Below are 18,529 nucleotides of genomic sequence, written 5' to 3'. Positions count from 1 at the left end.
CGCACGAGTGTATCAGGCAGCGGGAAGCGTGCAAGAAAAGAGTGCAGTCCCTTCGGCTTTGTGGCATAGGTTCCGGCATGGCGGGCATGTCCGAGTTGACGAAGCGCCTCCTCACGGCCGTGGTCGCCGTGCCCTACCTCATTTTCGCCTTCTGGCAGGGAACGTGGAGCCTCATCCTGCTGATCGCCCCCGTCACCATGTTCGGCGTGCTCGAATTCTTCAACCTTCAGGAGAAGAAGGGCATCCCCGCCTTCAAGGGCATCGGGGTAGTCGCCGCGCTCGGTCTCAACCTGGTCGCGTACACGTATGGCCTCGAAGGGGCCGCCATGTTCATCGCCATCCTTTCGATCCTGCTCGTGCTGAGCACGATTCTCGGTCCGTATCAGGAAACCGCCCTCCAGCGCATCGCGGGCACGCTGTTTCCCCAGGGCTATGTGGTCCTCCTCATGAGCCACTTCTATTTCCTTCGACAAAAACAAATGTCCTTTGATCTCACGCCGCTGCCGATCACGGATGGATTCATCTTTCTCATGCTCGTCGTCGGGGTGACTTTCCTTAACGACACCGGCTCCTACTTCGGCGGCAAGTATTTCGGCGAGCACCAACTCGCCCCCGGCATCAGCCCGAAGAAGACGTGGGAAGGAGCCGTCGGCGGGGCTATCGCCTCCCTCGCCACGGCGCTCATCATGCGATGGGCATTTCAAGTCCAAACGTCCGTTGCTCCCTTCGTATGTATCGCCCTCATCGTTCACGTCTCCGGCATGCTGGGAGATCTCGCGGAATCCCAACTCAAACGATCCGCACAGGTCAAAGATGCAGGCGCGTTCTTTCCCGGGCATGGAGGAGTTCTCGACCGGCTGGACAGTCTCGTTTTCACTGGGCCACTGGCATACTATTTCATCGAGGCATGGGATTGGTGGTCCATCACGTCGTCGTAGTCGCCGGCTGGGACCCCTCGGGTGGAGGGGGGCTGATTCGGGACCTCAGGACGCTACGTGATCTGAAGGTCCACGCCTCGGGTGTGGTTGCAGCACTCACTACGCAAGACGCCTCCGGGCGGGGGCGCGTCGAGCCGGTGTCGAGCCACGTGGTACTCGATCAGCTCAATTCGGCGTCCCATTCCAAAGGGCCGTTCGTCCTCAAGATCGGCATGGTGTACAGCCGAGCCAACATCGAGGCGCTGGCCGCCTGGATCGATCGGCACAAACCGGTTGCGGTGGTTCTCGATCCCGTCCTCGAATCCAAGGGCGGATTGAAATTGGCGACGCGGGACGCCGTCGCCGCCTACCCGCGATTGATCCGCCAAGCCACCGTTCTCACGCCGAATCTGGCGGAGGCGAGATCGCTGGTGACTCCGGAGAACCGTCGGGCGCGGACGGGGCCCCGAGTAGCGGCGCCGGCATTCCATGACCGGTCCTCTCGCCGTCCTCGAAGCGAAGCGGAGGGGGCGGCTCTCCTTCTCCACCGCTTGGGGGCCGCCCACATCCTCCTGAAGCTCCCTGCGAGTCGACGGTCCAAAATCGACCTCCACTTCAACGGCAGCCAGTACGTCGAGCATGAGAATCGCCGGCCGCGTCCCTATGAGGTCCGAGGATCGGGCTGCACGCTGGCCAGCGCCGTGGCGGCCTTCATCGCTCGTGGACTCCCACCGGACCGCGCCATTCCGCGAGCAATCGAATTCGTCCGAACGCGTTTTTCCAAGACCGTCGTCACAAACGGCGTACGGCTTTTCGCGTGAATTCATCCTCCCCCCGGCGCACCATCGCCTATCTGACTTCCGGCGGTCGCGCCGCGGACGGCATCGTCAAGACCGTCCTGAACCTTGCCACTCATCTGGATCGCAATCGATTCGATCCCCACGTCATTACGGTCAAGCCCTGCGCGCTTCTCGAAGAAACTCTGCCCAAAGCAGGCATCCCCCTCCACCACCCTGACCCTGCCAAGCCGTTTTCTTCCCTCGTCGATCTCATGGAGGATTGCGACCTCATCCACGTCCAGGACTCCCCCGTGAATCTGCTCGTCTATTTTGCCGCCCGCGCCGCCTGTCCCCGTATCGTCGAATCCCTCCAAACCACTCAACTCGGAAAGGCCTTCTTCCCGGACTTGCACTCGGTCTGCGTTTCGAACGACATCCTCGACCTTCAGCCCGACCCCGATCGCTGTCGGGTCATCTACAACGCGGCCCCCATCCCGGCCGAGCCCCTGGAACGGTCCCTGACAGATCGCGTCCAGCTGATCCAAATCGGTCGGCCCGAGAAGTTCCTTTTTTCCCTGGCCGACATTCTGCCGCGGCTGCACGCGCCGAACGTGGAGGGCCTGATCCTGGGCCACGTTGTATCCGGACCGCCGAACTTGAGATGCGTGGAGTTCACACCGGATGTTAATGGGGCCCTCCGCGAGTCTGATTTCCTCGTCCATTTCCCATGGGAAGAAGGTCTGGGCCTGGTCGTCATCGAAGCGATGGCCCAAGGCACAGTGCCGATGGCCACCGGCGTGGGTGGCATCTTGGAAATCATCGAAGAGGGCAAGAACGGTTTCTTCCTCCGTCAAGACTCGCTCGACGAGGCCGTCCGATGCGTCGATGCGGCTCTTGAGATGCGCCGATCAGATCCGGACCGTTTCCAGAAGATGCGGCGCCAGGCGCGAGAACGTGCGACCGAGCGATTCGGAATCGCGGAGGCCGTTCAGAAGCACTCCGAACTCTACTTGGAAGTCCTGGCCTCCCCACCTGTCCGCTGCGATCCCGTCCTCTATGAAACCGCCTTTGCCTCCGCCATGGACGATCATTTCAGCGGCCGCCACGCTCCCGCTGCGGAGACGTTGAAGGAGTTGGATACATCCTTCGAATGTTTCGCGACGAGCCTCTTCCAGGGCGTCGCCGCAGCGGCCGTGGGGGATTCGGTCACTGCCAGGAAGGCCCTCACCAAGGCCCACGGATTCTTCCCCACGAGCCTCTTTGTAGCCAACGCACGCGCGGCACTCGCAAAACAGTCGAACGATCTCGCCCAGTACATGCAGATGATCGAGCACAGTCTCACCCGTTCGCCCTATCAGCTGGATCTCTACGCCGAAGTGTCTGAGGAACTCATCCGCAGAGGCAAGTGGGAGGACGCGCAGGACTACTTGAACCGGCTCAAGACGATCATCGAATGGCGCTTCCCATTTGCGGCTCGCCGCCTCAGAGGACTTCTGAGCGACTTCGAATCCAAGCGGCGCGCCGTCTCACCACCGAAATTCTGAGCCGACCCCCTGTGGAGTCAGCGAAACAGAACTGGCCTGCCCTCCCGGTTTCCTGATATAGATTGGCGCTATGGCACCACCGACTCTCGCCCGACAATGAAAAGGCAGGCCGTTCAACTGTGCGCGCTCTTCCTGGTGGGGTTCGCTCTTCGGATCGGCGTCTCGGCGCTTTCTGGAACGTTGACCTCCAACCCGAGGAACTACTATATCCACTTGGATGAGGGTGTCGTTCCAGATTGGATTCCGCATCACACCACCGCCCACGGTTTTGGAAATCAATACGCAAATGCAACCCTGTTCCGGATTTCGGGCCTGAGCGAGAAGCGTTACAGGATTCTGCTGTGCGTTGTGGGTGCGATGATACCGCTGCTGATCCTTCTCCTGGCTCAACGGCTCCTTCCACCGTCGGCCCGGGGTGCCCCGGCTCTTGCCGCTTGGATGGCCGTCTTCCTGCCCCCGCTTCTCATGCTTTCCGCGACGTGGTGGCACACGTTGATTCCGGTCATCCTCGTCCTCGTTCACCTGATCACCGTGCTGGGGGTGGTGGAGCGGCCGTGGCGATGGTCGGCCGCCTCCAGCGTTGCCGGATGGCTTCTCCTCTTAACCCGGCCCGACTACTACCTTGCCGGAGCATTCGTAGCTCTGGCCCGAAAGGTTTCATGGCGACACAGGATAGCGACCGTCATCTTTCCGATTCTACTCCTGCTCGTTCACAACACCGTCATCGCGAGAACCTCCCTCCCTTGGAGCGGGAGCATGTGGGAAAACCTGGATAGCAACTACCATCGCTTGGTGAGGGACGCCCTTATCGGGTACGGGCCGGAGCGATGGACGACAGAATCGGCCATGTCGGACGACATACCTCCCGAAGAGCGTACGGGGCCGTTGGCCGGCAATGAATTCCACAAGATGAGAGTCTCTCGCTTCGTCCGTAACTACCCGGGTCTCCTGGCTGAAGCGGTGGCCATGAAAATAGCGAAAATCTTCGACGTGAAACGGGACGGCGCAATGATCCAGAGTCCGCTCGAAAACATCTCCTACACGATTCCCCTTTTGGCCCTGCTCATTCTGGCCGCGGTCGGTTACGGAATTCTTCTTCGCGATCCGGCATCAGGGAGATCGCCGCTTTGGCTTCTCCTCATGTTCCTGGGCTACGCCGCTCCCATGGTAGCTTTCACGTCCCTGGACCGGACCCGAGTGCCGATCCACGTTCTTTGGATTGCGCTCGCGGCCTATGCTGCATGTTGGTTCGCAGGATCGATTCGAAAGTCAGGCCGCGACGACTTTGCGTCACGAACCAAGGGGGAGCCCGAAGGCTCGGCTCAGGGCGCGGCCCGTTCGTAGGCCGCAAAAAGACTGAAGTAAGTGCGCGACACCTTCCCACACTGCTCGTCAACCATCCTGTATCCCAGCTCCGAACGTCGCGGCCAGAGGTCGTGACCGCACCCTCCGGGAGTCGACAAAGGCAGGATTTCCTGGAGAAAGACATCGTCGGGCCGCGCCCCGGATTCGAGACCCGGCAGCACTCCCGGCGAAGGGTTGTTCACTCCCAGCCAGAGGATATTTCTGTCTCCAATCAAGAAAGTGACCAGGCCCGGCACACCCCACGAAGCGGCGGTTCTTCCCGCCGTAAGGCGCCGTTCGACCTCCAGTGCCACGGCGTCGAAGTGCGCTTTCGTTTCCGGCATGACGCGAATACCGCGAAACCCCGGTATGTCGATTTCGGCGGAGAATCGGCTCGGCAACGGTCCGGCCGTGTGGGGCGCGACGAGAGCGGCAAACATGGGGATGGCGCGCAGAAGAACCCACCGTAGTTGCGTGATTCCGACCAGCGCGGCCGAAACCCCAATCCGCCCCCACCGTCGCCCATGCCGCTCTCTTGAATCAGAGTATCCCACGCCCGCGAAGCGAAAAGCGAGGACGACAAGGAGAAGAATGGCGGGAGCGCGCACCCCGCTGAAAAGCAGTTCCCTTCCAAAAGCGATCACCTCTGAATCGATGGCGTAGGCCGCCAGGGCAAGCACGGCCATGAACCGTGAGGGTCCGCGGCGTCCTTCACGGTGGAGCTGTAAAGCGGCCCCTGCCCCCGCGAGAACCGCAAGAAAATCGAGGGTGTAGGATACATGGTCGAAGGCCACCAGACTCCCCGCTCCGGACCAGGGTCCTTCCAGAATCCAACCCCAGGCTTGCAGGATTCGCTCCGGATGCAGGAATGGCGTGACGAGGTGGAAGGAAAGGTTCTCACCTTCGACCGTGACCGGATACATTCTTTCGAGAACCCTGTGGAAACCCTCGCGCGCGAAGAAGAGTGAGTAGACGGCGCCCGTCAGGGCCAGAACGACCAGGGTGAACTCGGCCGGCGCCCGTAGTCGATGCGCGCCCTTCCCCCGAATTCCCAGCCGGAGGAGAACAACGAGGATGACGCCCATCAGGGCTACCCCGATGGGGAGCGGCTTGGACAGGAGCGCTGCGCAGGTGGTCAGGGCAAGAAGAACCACTCGGGAGCGCCGGGGGAATTCCATCTGACCCATAAGAACCCCCAGACCGAGCAGCGCGGCCGCCGCGGCCCAATGATGATTGTAGGTGTAGCTGGGAGGAAGGAAGACCGTGCAACTCATGAAGGCGGCAAGGCTGCTCCAGGCGGGCCGCAGGAAACGCCTCGCGATGAGGTACGCCCCGATGAAACCGATGCACCCCGAGGCGACCGCCAGGTACCGAAGTGTCAGAACCTCGAGAGGGAGCCCCGTCACCTTGAAGAAAAATGCCATGAGGTGCGGGTAGAGGGGTCCGTACATCCAGTCCATCTCCCGATAGATTCCTTTCCCCAGCAGGACGCCCCGGACGAAGATGAGATCCTTGGCCTCCTCACCGGCGTAGTTGCCGGCGGCAAGATAGCCCATGACCGGCGCATAAAGAAGGAGCCCGCCCGCAAGGGCCACCACCCCGGTGAATTTGCTATCGGGCTTATTCATGCCCGGCGTGTGGCGAAGAGAGAATTTCTCTGAACCATGTTACGTAGGCCCCGGCCTGTTTTCGGATGTCGAATCGATCGGCCGCATCCCGGTGGGCGTTCTCCGAGAGTGCCAGGCGCAGCTCCCGGTTCCCAACCAATGTGTTCATCGCACCGGCGAACGCTTCCGCATCGTTCTTTTCCGTCAAAATGCCGGTGGCGGAGTTCTGGGTGTTCAGTTTCAGATTCGATGGGTTCGATCCGACCCCTAGCGATCTGACCTGTTCGGGGATTCCACCCACGGCCGTTGCGATGACCGGGGTGCCGCAAGCCAACGCCTCAAGCACGGAGGTCGGGAAGGTGTCGGCCCGACTCGGTTGCACGTAGACATCCGCCGCCCGATAGTAGTGGACCAGCTTCACCGGGTCGGGTTCAAAGGGCGGGAATCGCATCCGTATGCGTCCCACCGACTCATCGGGACGTTCTTCGCCGACGGCAAGAAACAGGACATCTTTTTCGTGCCTGCCGGAGAAGGCTCGAAGCGATTCGACCAGCATCGCATAGTCCCTCCAAACGCTGTCGCGGATTCCGCGCCCCGTGTAGAGCACGATGACGGCGTCCCGGCTCAGTCCCAGCACGTGTCTGGCCTGCTGTTTGTCTCCCGGACGGAAGACGTCCAGATCGATCCCATTCGGGATGACGAGTTTTTCGGCAACCGCCTGCTGAAGCATGGAATGTTCAACTTTATCCATCAGCCACCGGCAGGGGGTTGCAACGAACAATCGACATGTCTCGAATAGCCTGCTCTTGCGCCGCCAGTTGTAGGCCGTGGCATCGCGGCGGATGGAGGGATAGATGTTGAGGTCCGGACATTTCCCGCAACCCGTCTTCCATCGTTCACAGTCGAACGAGTGGGCGCAATGTCCGCTTAGGAGCCAGGCGTCGTGGAGCGTGACCACAGTGGGGATGCGTGACGAGAGTAAGGGAAGCGCCCTCAGGTCGAAGTAGCTGCCGTGTAAATTGTGCGCGTGAAGGATGGAGGGCCTGTCGGGAAAAAGATCAAGCAGGCCGCCCGATGCCGGATACTGGAAATCTTCATGTCCCAGGAGCATACGCGCGGTCCGGATCGGTTCCGCCATCGCCTTTACGGCGCGGCGTGGGAATCCCCCAGCCCCGTTGACGCGCCTCATTCGCGCGGCTGCGTGGAGCAGAAATCGCGCCCACGGCGTGCGATATGGATCGTGGGGCAGGGCGAGAGTATCTTCCGCGGAGGAGGTTTTGCGCCCTACGGCAAGCCGGGCATCATAGCCCTCAGCCTTGTACGCCCTGTGGAGCAGGAGGGCTATCTGCTCCGCCCCCCCCCGGCCATCTTCCGGGCTTAACGAGAGGATGCGTAGAGACCTATCCGGTCGTTTGCCCATGGCGCGCGAGTATGGTTTTCAAGATCGATTCAATGTTCTTCCTGAACGAGGCCAAAGAGTAGCGGGTGTGCGCCCTTTCATGCGCCTCACGGGCGCGGTCACGAAGTCGTTCGGGATCGGTGCCCGCCAGGGTCCGCACTTGTTCTTCGATCTCCGCCACGCTGCATTCGTTCATCACGATTCCGAAGGGATTCACATCCACGCCCGTCTTGGGGCTGACAATGGGAATAAGCCCCTTCCCCATGGCCGAAAGCACCGCGCCGGAAATTCCTTCGGTGGCGGTAGGATAGAGAACGAACGCGCAACGGCGGGTCAGTTCCAAGAATGTTTCAGAATGTATGTCCACCCATCCAACCGGATGGATGTTGGGCGTGTGGAAAAGTTCCCTTCTGAATGCCTTGACAAACGGGATATCGTGATCGACTTGAAACATGCCGCACACCCACAGATGGTGTTCGGGTTGGGCCGCAAATGCTTCAAGGGCGAGATCAACCCCGCGCCTCAGAAGGCCATTGCCGCAGAGCATGAGGAAATGTTTTCGGGCCGCGTGAAAGTTCTTCTCCGAGAGACTGGATTCTCTCTCCACAATCGTATTGTTGTCGAGTAGGTGTACGTGGGGGTGGTGCGATCGGTAGCCCGAAGAGGTCGTTTCATTTCCGAGGACCACGACCGCATCGGCTTGCTCCACCCAGGTGTTAAAATCGAGCGGTATCCGATGGGGAATCAATATTCCCCGTCTGGACATCAAGCCACGGGCACGCTCCTGAATGGCTGCTTTTTCATCGGCCCAGTACTCCCCCGTGCCGTAATAGATCTTGACGCATCGAGGCGGGAGGTATGGCAGCATGCGCTCAAAATTGACGTGCATGCCGAAGTAGGCGTCGTATGGGACTTGAGGGACGAAAGTCCCATCCAGCCAGTCGGCCACGTCCACACTGTAACCCAGCCGGTTAAACGCCCGCGCGATTTCAAGGGCCTGAACGGTGAAAGTGTGGCTGGAGGCGCGAACCTGCTCCGGGCTTTGCCGAAAAGGCTCCGTCAGAAACGTCATCAGTGCCCTCCGGCCCGGCGAGCCTGCGCAGGCCGCGCGGTAGCCGAGAATGGGCCGTGACGGAGTCCCCGCCCCCAGCCGCCCGAGGACATGTCGCTTGACGCGCCCAAGTCGGTCCCGTGCCATTTGACGGAGTCGGCGAACCCTGAGAGTGCGAGACCAGGGATCCTCCTGACACGGCAACCCATTCGATGGATGCGGCAGGGTCTCCCCGCGGCACATGAGGCCAACAAGGGGCGTAATCCATTTCTCTCTGATTCCCGCGGCCGCGTCGGGATCAACGGTTTCACGGTGGAGGAAACTCTCGAACGCCCGGAGCATGATCTCCGCCCGGGGGCGGTCACGGGGGGCAAGCCTGCGGGGCAGGTGTCCATGCCATCGCCTGATCGTCGAGAGGTCTTCCCGGGTGACGTTCGACCCGGGGACGAGTTCCTGCCAGGCGGCCAGGGCCACTCCTGCGGCTTCGAGATTCCTCCCCCCCCCCCGGGCATGAAATTCCGAGAGTTGGCCGCAATGCACCCGGCAGAGGCAGAGTGGAACGGAAACGTTGGCGAATCTTGTTTTTCGGAGCAGGCGGAACCAGAGCTCATAATCATCGCAGTATCGGACGGCTTCGTTGTAGAAGGGCGCCCCGACCGGCGCCAAGTGTCGCCTGTACATGACCGTTGGATGGCTCATCGTATTGGCAAACAACATTCCCCAGCGGATTTCCGTGTCGGTCCTGAATGGCCGGACCAATTCGAGAATGGCGCCCGTTTCATCGATCAAGTAGTGGTCGCATCCTGCCACTCCGATCTCGGGGTGACTTTTCAAATAGGACACCTGGACGCCGATTCTCTCGGGGAGGGAGAGATCGTCGACATCCTGCCGGGCTACGAATTCGCCCCGCGCGACGGACAGTCCCTTATTGAGCGACGCGGCCAAACCCATCTTGCGGCTGTTTTGCAAAAGTTTCACACGATCATCCTGCCGCGCCAGCGTTTCCAGGAGGCGGGGTGTGGAATCCGTCGACCCGTCATCCACAATGACGATCTCGAAGTCGGATAAGGTTTGCCGGAACAGGCTTTCGATGGATTCAACCAGGAATTTCTCCCCGTTGTGGACGCCCATGAGCACGGTGACGAGGGGCATGGTCATCGGGGAAGAGACCGAAATGAAACAATCGGGAGCTTTCGACCCGTCATCGGAATCCGAAGCATGCGGCCGATTCCTCCGTTGCGTTCCAAAGCACGTACCCGATCCTCATGACGTGGAGTCCACTCCCTGTTGAGGTAGAGCCGCCCCCGGGTGAGGTCCTGCTTCACAAAATGCAGCGTGCGGCCTTTTTGCATCGCATCGATCGCCTTTGACATGATCTTGGATCCCTTGCGTGTCAGTTGCATGTCGATCGAGTGGGCCGTATCGGTCAGCCGGACAAAGGCTCTCTCCTGCGCGACAATGTCACCCCCGTCGACTGTGTCGGCCAATCGATGGATCGTGACGCCGATATTGTGAAGATCGCCGTTCAATACCGCCCACTCCGTGCAATGCGTTCCTCGGTAGTAGGGCGAGAGTCCCCAGTGGACGTTAAGCGCCAATCGGGCCGTGCGCAGGATGTGAGGTTTGACGATGGATGTGCCGTGATCGACGAGCAGCGACGGACGGATCTTTTTCAAGCGATCGCGCACTTCCGGTGAATTGATGTCTTCGGTCCTTAACAGGGGAATGCCGGGGTTGAGCTGCCGGCCGAGGATGCCGAAGTAGCGATGGTAGTCCTGGTCATGCTGTTTTTCAATCTGGTGGTGGGACCACTTCGACCGGAGGATTCTTATCGCGGCAGCCGGACCTTCATCTCGGACCCGCCGTCCGAGTGCGGCTAGCCGTCTTGCCACGGATGTATCAGGTGGCGGCGGGGATTCCACCACCACGAGAGAAAGTCCATGTGCTCTGTGCAGCCGGTTGGCGAAAAAGATGAGGGGCGTCCCCCACCGGATGAGGCAGACAATGCAGAGTCGGCTACCCAAGTCGGTCCTTGGCCTTTCGCAGGAAGGTTCGCAGCCTGAATTCGGAGCGCATGAGATCCCAAGACGCGCGCATCCGTTGCCCGCCGAAAAAGTAGAACCGGCCCAGCTTCATCCGATTATGGTTGCTTTCGTCCAGCGGAAGGTAGTTCTTTCTCGGCTCCACGGTCAGCCCAAACCGGAAGCCCAATTTTCGGGCGAGGGCGATGTGTTCTTGCGAGTAGTCGCCGTTGGGGTATGAAACGGATTGGGGTGCTCTTCCGGTCCACTGCTCGATTTGCTCCTGCGCGATCCGGATCTGGTGCTCAGCCTGGTCGGAAAGCAACCGGGTGAGGATGGCGTGGTCACGCGTGTGGTTCCCGAAGGCCACGAGAGGGTCGTCGGCCATGGAGCGTACTTCTCGGGGGGTAAGAGGACGGTCGATTTCGCCGATCGGATGGGACGCTTTTTCCCCGAATTGCTCCGATAAATAAATCCTGATCTTCTCCGGAGAGGACTCCTTGAGCTGGGCCTGTTCTTGTCTGATGGTCGAAAGGGACGATCCTCTTCGAATCCGCTCGCGGTAGACGACATCCCACCAGAAGCAGCGGTTTTCCTCGACGAACCCCGTGGCCAGGTAGAAAATAGCCGGGACTTTGAATTCATTCATGGGGTCCTGCGCGTGGCGGCTGCTGAAGTATCCGTCGTCCAGCGTGATCAGCGCGAGCTTTCCGGATGGCAGTGGCGCTTCGGCCAAATTCTTTTCTCCCACGAAGCTGTATCCCCTGCTGAGAAAATAGTCGATGAAATCCCGAAAATGTTCCAGGGTAGTGCCTTGCTGGGGATCCACGAGGTTCTCTTTCATCTCTTTTTCATTGCGAAAGATTCCGTGGAACAGGAACGTCAGCAGGGCCGCCCGCTCCCCGAAGGCACGAAGGTAGGCTCCGGAGAGCGCGGCGTCGACGTCATCGAGCAGGGCGACCAAACGGCTCTTCAACGACCGGCCTCCGCGACGGTCAGCTTCCCGGAGGCCCCTATCACGGCCAGCACAATGAGAGCAGGGATCACGGTTGCGGCGAACCGGTATTGGCCGGTGGAGGGGGCGTGGACAGCCAGATACACCCACGTCACCAGCGCCAGAATCATGCCTGTGGGGTTCCTCCGTTTGACGAGAATCCATGTCCCGATCAGTGCGAAGGCCACGATTGAAATCGAGTACAGCCACAGTCCCAGGCTTAGGGCGTCGATGACCCTAACAGGGAGGTATCGGTCCAAACCCGGCCGTAGGTAGTTGATGGCCTCGTGCTCGAAAGCAAGGAACGGTATGGGGGAGAGGGCGATCCAAAGCATGTACTTCAATGGAGCCTCCCGAATCAACCCGATAACCTCCTTCCCCATGGCGCGATCCGCAACGCTCTCGTTCCCGTTCGCCTCGGCCAGCAAGCGGCCCCATCGCTCCCCACAATACGCATCTTGCGTCAGGAGCGGTCGGTCGGCTTCCAGCATTCTCCGCACCAAACCGGTGGAGAATCGGGAAATGGCGGCGACAACAAGTTCCTGCGCGGAATAGCGTGTCGCCAGCGCTCCTCCGCAGAGCGTGTGCATGGTCCTGGTAGGAGTGATGCGGGCTTCACCGGTTGTTCTGTGGTTCCAGTAGGCCAGCGGCAGAAGGGCCAGCCCCCAGCTAAGAAGAAATAGGGCGGTCAAGGTGCACCGTCGCACAATGGGAAGGCGCCTCCAGGGAAACAGGACCAGAGCGAGAAGCAACCCGAAGGTGACGGCCAGGGACTGGACTCGCGCGAGCAGGCATATCGCGAACAAGACTCCCAGCAGACAGGTATGCCGAATCCGCACCACAGGGTAAGTCTTTGCGAGCACCAACAAAGTCGCCGTGGTCAGAAGCACGGATGAATTCTCGGCATACATTCGGCCGGAAATGGCCGTGAGAACGGGATCGAAACCGACCAGAAAACCGACCCACGTACTCGGCGTTGGAGCCAAGAACCGCCGGGCAAGGAAATACGCCGCCGCGGTGGTCAATACATGGAGGAAGACATACGGGAGCACCGTGCCGGCGAGTTGAAGATCGGAAAAACGGAGGAAAACCGCCAGAAAGAGCGGTGGGATCGGCTCGTAGTAGGCCGTCGAGAGGAAAAATCCCTTCCCCTCCATCCATGATCGGGCGATGGAAAGCCCGGTCAGGTGATCATGGAAGAGGAATTGGCCGCTACGGACCCAGAGATGATACGACGCGTATGCGATCGGAATTGTGAACAGGGCGGTGATCCCCGCTACCAGTCCGGTCTTTTGGACAGTGCTGTTCATTCCCGGACGGGCGCCGGTCGTTCGACCTCCGCCCAAATTTCACCCCAGCGGATTTCGTGGTGCGCGATCTTCAACCCCGCCGCCTCGATTTCTTTCACAAAGGATTCAGGAGTGTATTCCGTCTCGTGCGTCTCGTCCATCCGCCAATCAAGCTGAAGTTCCATCCGGAGGGGCACTCTCCAATCTCGCTCGAACAAGGGGACGCGGATCAGAATACGATTGGGGTGGACCGTGTCCGAGAGCCGCTTGAGGAAATCCACCCTCTCGGCAAGGTGCTCGAGCACGTTGGAAAGAATAACCGCCGTGAAGGGACCGTCGGGAAGATCGCCCTTCGCTTCTCCGAGTCGAAATTCCAGCCGCTCATGTTGATATCGCGCCGTCGCCTTGCTCACGTTGTCCGGATTCGAGTCCAGTCCGACCACGCGCGCCCCGGTCTTCTGCACGATGTCGAAGTCCACGGTCCCATCGCCGCACCCGATGTCCAGAATGCGATCGTCCTCCCTGATTCGCTGAATAAAGAAGTCGTGGTATCTCATGAGCCGGTGCTTGGGATGGATGCCCGACCCATATTCGATCGCGGCCAGGTCCTGAAGGCGGTCCAACGCGAGGTTCACCCGGAACAAGGAGCGAAGGACGGCCGGAGGCTCCCTTTCTTCAGTCAGGCGCCGCAGCAGCCGGACGGCCATCCGTTCCGCCCATGCGGCCGGAAGCGCGTGGATCAGTCGATGGATGAGATTTCGAAGAATGTGCAACCGGATCGTCCTGGAGTATCAGAGTTCCCTTCCGGACCGGATGGCGGCGTAGAAGGAGGGACTGCCGGCCTCCAACTTCCTGAATTCCGCTTCGGTGTAAGGGAATAGGTCCATTCCTCCGGGGAAGCGGCCGCCCAGATAGTCCGGAATCCTGTCCCGAAAAGACTTGTTCGAATCGCGGAGGATGATGCAGAGGTCCACATCGCTGTGGGGCATGGGAATTCCATTTACCCATGAGCCGAACCAGACGATGCGAGTGACCTCCGGATGCGATTGTCGAATCCGAGCCGCGTACTCGAGGACGGCCCGCTCAACTCCCGCTCGGTCAGCCCACTTGACGACGACAGAATTCAAGGACGATTTCCGCCTCTTGGATTGCACCTTGGGCATCCTCCTTTTCGTAATAATCCACGGGGGCGCCGGACTCGTATCCGTTGGGATAACGCGCCGGGATGTAGTGCCGGTCGAGGTGTTTCGCCGCCTTCACGACGGTAGACGGCGTCTTCACCTTCGTCGGCAAGTGTTCAACCAGATCCTTGAGCGTGTGGCCCCACGCCTCGCCTCCCAGTATACAAAACAGCGCCTTCAGGGCCTTTTCCGCTGCCTGATGTGCGGCGAAGCAGCTCCACTCGAAATCTCCATCCTTCAAAGAATGCCGCGCGTGGCCCAGATCCGCTTCGGCCTGCCTCATCCAGTCTTTGTAGCGGTTGCCCATCTGGGAATGTTACACGATCCCTCGGAGGAGATCACACGGAGTGGGTAGGCCTTGGAAGATCCGTCGATGGGCATCCGCCCACTTCTTACAGATTGAACTTTTCGACCGCCCGTTCACGCGCAGCGCGTCCAAGCTCGGTTCGTCGTAAAGATTTCATGAGATGGACCCCTGAGGGCAGGAGAATCCCAGTTCCCGCAGCCTCTCCGCGCCGGGTTGAGGCGAAGGTCTGATTAGATCCATGTTCGAATGAAGACTAGAGACGCCTTCCCAACGGAGATCGGCCTTCCGCTCCTCAGCCGAGAGTTGGTCGAGTACGACAAGCCTTGAACCCCGCCTTTCTGCAATCAAAAGCCTATCGAGAAGAATCGGACTGGGATGGGACTCCCATCCTGGATGAAAAATGCCTCTTGGCGATACTAGCATCCTGCTTTCCTTCGTTCCCGGAGGAGCAACTTGATGAGGATAAAGAAATAAGCCATTGACGTTGGTTTGACCATAGAGGAGGCGGACAAAATCAACCACCGCGCCCGCCCCGCTGAAAACAACCGCACGGTTGCCGATCGAATGTTCCAGGTCAAGGAAAAGCAATGTCGTTCCCGGTGCAATGTTCGGAACGCTGCTCAGGAAAGAGGTCCATATCTCACAGTTCTTCCGGGTTGCCTCCTGCCAGTCTCGCCGCAGCCCCACCTGAAAGCACGAGAAACAGCCCAGAACAACCGCAGCGGCCACATGGGTGAGGGGGTGCTTGATCTTCTGCCCCAAGGCCCAAGACCCAAGACCCAAGACTATGGCAAGGCCATAACTGGAAGTTGTGAATATGCGCCCTGACAGATAGAAGTTTTGCCCGATACCGTAGCTCGCCATCGCGAAGGGCAGCATGCCCAAAACATAAATGAGGATGCCGATGAGGAGAACATACGAGACCCCTTCGTAATTTCCTCCTGTTGAATGACCGCGCCTCTTGTCCATCATCAAGATCCAGCTCAGCGCGAACATTCCAATGCCTAACGTATACGCCCAGACATCGCCCTTATGGATATCCAGGAAAGGCGCTGCAAGAAAGTATGCCGGCGCGGATAGGTCTGTGTAGAAACGGACAACCGTGCGCAGAGTCCCGTTGATGCTAGGATGACCGCCACCAAAACCGACAAGCCGCGCCAGTAGAAGAAGAACGAATGCCAAGGTGCCGGATGACATCAACCGCAACAAGGAGTGATGCGCGGAATCTCGCGGTAGCCTGCGCGCCCACTGCATGGTGAAGATGAAAATGAGCAGGAAGATGCCGAGGCCGACTAGATTGCGAAGGACCTTCTCTCCCTTCCACTGATACTGTTCAATAGGCCAGGTGCCTAGTCCATCGAACATGGATTTCCAGATGCCGGAGTCGCTGTAATACACATACTCTGTGATCTCGGTGGCCAGCGTAGGAGTTGATATCCACAAGATCACACCCAGGGCGAAACAACCAACGGTTCCCCAACCCAGAGCGTCCCTGCCTGATTTGAAAGACGTATTCCAGCTCCCTTGGTCTTTCTTGATGCCCCTGACCAGCACGGGGTAGACCAACAAGGGGACAGCGACGATAAGCAGGCTGGCCGATTCGTAGGCAAGATTGCAAAGAACATAGGCCACGACAGGAAAGATGAGACCGCCGGCTGTCCTACGGCCCAACGCCCATTTTTGAAAGCCGACGACGGAGAGCCAAAAGAAGACATTGCACAGGCGGCCGGGGTCGGTGTGCTTGGTGTAAGTGATCGTGGAAATTGTGGGAAGCAAAAAAGCGAATAGAACGCTTGCCCGCGCGAAAGAACGTCTCGATGGAAAGGCATTCAACAATGCCCAACCCATGAGCACGCTTCCGGCGCCTAGGAGGATCAACGATCCAAAGTGGAACGCGACGCTGTCGAACCCAAAAGTTCTGAACATCAGGATGATATAAAGGCTGTATACAGGGCGGGGCGATGCGGACATCTGTTTTGCAAAAGCATCAAGAAAGTCGTGGCGGTAAATCCTACCGAGGTCAGACCAGTCATCTCCGAAAAATCCAATATTCCCAGTGATTATTGCGAGCACGAGTGAATAGGCGATCAGCAAAATACAAACCGGCCAGAGGTCCGGCCAAATCGAGCTTTCTATCCGAGCTTTCCCTGCTCTGTCCGTTGGCTCCGCAGGGGTCGCCGTTGCGCTCAAACCCCGTTCGCTCATTGCGCTTGTACCCAAGTTTCACCCCATTGGATTTCGCGGTGCTGGACTTTCAGTCCTGCCGTTCGCGGCTCGTGAGCGAAACCTTCCAAGGTGTATTCGATGTCGTGCGTTTCATCACCCCCATGCGGAGATATGGCATGATCCCTCGCGCTTGCAACTCGACCATGCTCCAGAGCATATCACTTCCGGCGATGTCCGTCCCAACCCCGGCCGCGAAGTTCTCCGACAAGAGCGACCCACGTCGTGTCAGTGTTTGTTCTTCTCAGCAATGCATAAGCCCACACTCTTGTTGATATCGTCGATCCTTCCGAAAACAATTCGTGTCTCCTCAAGAATTGCGTTCAGACAATCCTCTCTAAGCTCGAGAGCCTTGGGATGATCGAGCCCAATCCCATCCGACTTGATATAGTCGAAAATGAACAATCCCCCCGGTTTCAATTTCTTCAGCAAGTATCTTGAGACGAAGAGGGGATTGTCCAAATGCTCGAGGACCGTTGTCAGAATGATGACGTCAAAATCACCCCCCCCCAACGGATTTTGAAAATCGCCTTCGTTAATCGTAATGAAATCGACCTGAGCATCATTTCTGTAGAGATATTTTGCATAGTGAAATGGAAACCCTGGAATATCGGCGAGGACCCAATGGCAATCCAAATGAGAGAAGAATTCAATATAGCAGGAGTAGAAGGGCGCGAACGAGCAACCATATTCCAGAATGCGTGTGCCCGGGGCTACCCTGTGCCAAAGCTCCAGGCACTCTACCGGATGCAGTGCCAAGTGCCTTACGCCGTGCAGCGTGGCGTAGATCTGACTGGGGTGTTGCCAGTTCGCGAGGTGTCGCGCAGGATCACCCCATTCGAGAGGCGCGACATGTTGTTGACGTTTTCTATAGTCGTGAAGCAGCAGGAAAAAATCGAGAACGCTCCAGAAGGGCCTCCCGTGCAGCACGTTCGACCAATAGCGCGAAAAATCGTCAAACCACCTATGGACGATCCCGCTCACGACCAGGAGCTCGTAGATCCGAAGCCGCATCAATATTCGTGTGAGGCGAAGCCGGATGATATTTCGGAGTCTCGACCTCTTGATGCTCTTGGGTTCGAGAGCCAAGTGATCCAGACGGCGGTGACTCCCGGCTATGTCTACCCTCATGTCATCGAAGTCATTGCCTCCCTTCAGATGAAGCGCCGTCACTTGCTTCCCTGGGATGTTCACCCTAGTACCGCGTTGAGAAAGTCTTTGAGCGGATACCCGCGAATGCGCGGTACGGTAGACCCGCTCTCATCCCGAAATTCTGAATGGAGGCGGGGCGTATGTACCATGTTGCCGTGCACCAACTGATGAAAGAACTGCTCAAGAACTTGAGCAACATGGTACTGGGTTCCTCCATGTCCAGAGTCGCCCTAAACTCCGGTCTTTCCGGGGTGAGAAACGGCCTTCAGGGGGCAGATTCATGACCGATACCGATGATGTGACGGTTGACGTCAGCATGAGGCTGACGCATCCATTCTTGGAAGCGAATCGTCATCGGGCCACTGCCTTCGGGCCTATTTGACCGCCCGATGGCGGGCGAGATGTCTTGCGATGGCCCGCGCCGAGCCCAGTGTGGCTTTCCGATGTTTCTCGTTTTCGATGGCCCGCCTCCGGAACCGTTCTCTCCAAGCCGTAATGTATGATTCCCAGTCAGGCCCTGATTTTCTCCAAATCGTTTTCCGCTCCATGGCGCCTGTCATTATGGCACACGGCGGCCGAAATGTTCACTTCCCTCTTAGCTCGACTTTTGCCATTTTTCCATGCTCAGAATCTCGCTCGGATGGGAAGGTATCTTCAGACACCGCTCAAGCGATTCGTAGGGGAGCATCTTCAGATGCTCCCTCTTGTCGGGAGGGTCTGA

The 18,529-nt window shown here is 58.9% G+C and carries 15 protein-coding genes; 4 read left to right on the top strand and 11 right to left on the bottom strand.

Annotated elements, in window-relative coordinates; translation table 11 throughout:
• Positions 1-77 precede the first annotated feature (77 nt).
• From HYT87_10075 to HYT87_10060, 4 genes are all read left to right on the top strand, one after another.
• Entirely contained in the window at positions 78-938 is an 861-nt protein-coding gene (locus HYT87_10075; GenBank protein ID MBI2060106.1) for a phosphatidate cytidylyltransferase, read from the top strand.
• Entirely contained in the window at positions 908-1,738 is an 831-nt protein-coding gene (locus HYT87_10070; protein ID MBI2060105.1) for a hydroxymethylpyrimidine/phosphomethylpyrimidine kinase, read from the top strand. Before HYT87_10075 ends, HYT87_10070 begins: the two co-directional genes overlap by 31 nt.
• The gene (locus HYT87_10065; GenBank protein MBI2060104.1) at positions 1,735-3,240 is read left to right on the top strand and encodes a glycosyltransferase family 4 protein; all 1,506 of its coding nucleotides are present in this window, start codon (positions 1,735-1,737) and stop codon (positions 3,238-3,240) included. Before HYT87_10070 ends, HYT87_10065 begins: the two co-directional genes overlap by 4 nt.
• A 96-nt stretch (positions 3,241-3,336) precedes the next feature.
• Positions 3,337-4,584 (top strand): hypothetical protein, encoded by a 1,248-nt coding sequence (locus HYT87_10060; protein ID MBI2060103.1) that lies wholly within the window; start codon positions 3,337-3,339, stop codon positions 4,582-4,584.
• Here HYT87_10060 and HYT87_10055 read toward each other — a convergent pair.
• The 11 genes from HYT87_10055 to HYT87_10005 form a co-directional block, all read right to left on the bottom strand.
• Positions 4,563-6,212, bottom strand: coding sequence for a hypothetical protein (locus HYT87_10055; GenBank protein MBI2060102.1), 1,650 nt, complete (start codon positions 6,210-6,212; stop codon positions 4,563-4,565). The two genes, HYT87_10060 and HYT87_10055, sit on opposite strands and share 22 nt — an antisense overlap.
• Positions 6,205-7,611, bottom strand: coding sequence for a glycosyltransferase (locus tag HYT87_10050; GenBank protein MBI2060101.1), 1,407 nt, complete (start codon positions 7,609-7,611; stop codon positions 6,205-6,207). The genes HYT87_10055 and HYT87_10050 overlap by 8 nt, the downstream gene beginning before the upstream one ends.
• Positions 7,592-9,793 carry a glycosyltransferase gene (locus HYT87_10045; protein ID MBI2060100.1) on the bottom strand — a complete coding sequence of 734 codons (2,202 nt, stop codon included), beginning with the start codon at positions 9,791-9,793 and terminating at the stop codon, positions 7,592-7,594. The genes HYT87_10050 and HYT87_10045 overlap by 20 nt, the downstream gene beginning before the upstream one ends.
• 2 nt (positions 9,794-9,795) lie before the next feature.
• Positions 9,796-10,533: a hypothetical protein gene (locus tag HYT87_10040; protein MBI2060099.1), complete on the bottom strand. Its 738-nt coding sequence runs from the start codon at positions 10,531-10,533 to the stop codon at positions 9,796-9,798.
• 124 nt (positions 10,534-10,657) lie between these two features.
• Positions 10,658-11,638, bottom strand: coding sequence for a polysaccharide deacetylase family protein (locus tag HYT87_10035; protein MBI2060098.1), 981 nt, complete (start codon positions 11,636-11,638; stop codon positions 10,658-10,660).
• Complete coding sequence (locus HYT87_10030) at positions 11,635-12,966, bottom strand: glycosyltransferase family 39 protein (GenBank protein MBI2060097.1); 1,332 nt, start codon at positions 12,964-12,966, stop codon at positions 11,635-11,637. Before HYT87_10030 ends, HYT87_10035 begins: the two co-directional genes overlap by 4 nt.
• Positions 12,963-13,718: a class I SAM-dependent methyltransferase gene (locus HYT87_10025; protein ID MBI2060096.1), complete on the bottom strand. Its 756-nt coding sequence runs from the start codon at positions 13,716-13,718 to the stop codon at positions 12,963-12,965. Before HYT87_10025 ends, HYT87_10030 begins: the two co-directional genes overlap by 4 nt.
• A gap of 18 nt (positions 13,719-13,736) precedes the next feature.
• Positions 13,737-14,108 carry a nucleotidyltransferase domain-containing protein gene (locus tag HYT87_10020; protein ID MBI2060095.1) on the bottom strand — a complete coding sequence of 124 codons (372 nt, stop codon included), beginning with the start codon at positions 14,106-14,108 and terminating at the stop codon, positions 13,737-13,739.
• Positions 14,044-14,433, bottom strand: coding sequence for a HEPN domain-containing protein (locus tag HYT87_10015; protein MBI2060094.1), 390 nt, complete (start codon positions 14,431-14,433; stop codon positions 14,044-14,046). Before HYT87_10015 ends, HYT87_10020 begins: the two co-directional genes overlap by 65 nt.
• A 153-nt stretch (positions 14,434-14,586) precedes the next feature.
• Positions 14,587-16,653 (bottom strand): hypothetical protein, encoded by a 2,067-nt coding sequence (locus HYT87_10010; GenBank protein MBI2060093.1) that lies wholly within the window; start codon positions 16,651-16,653, stop codon positions 14,587-14,589.
• A gap of 231 nt (positions 16,654-16,884) precedes the next feature.
• Positions 16,885-17,640 (bottom strand): methyltransferase domain-containing protein, encoded by a 756-nt coding sequence (locus tag HYT87_10005; GenBank protein ID MBI2060092.1) that lies wholly within the window; start codon positions 17,638-17,640, stop codon positions 16,885-16,887.
• Positions 17,641-18,529 lie beyond the last annotated feature (889 nt).

The organism is Nitrospirota bacterium (genome assembly GCA_016180645.1).
Classification (GTDB): Bacteria; JACPQY01; JACPQY01; order JACPQY01; family JACPQY01; genus JACPAV01.
This window is presented reverse-complemented; position numbering and strand designations above follow the sequence as displayed.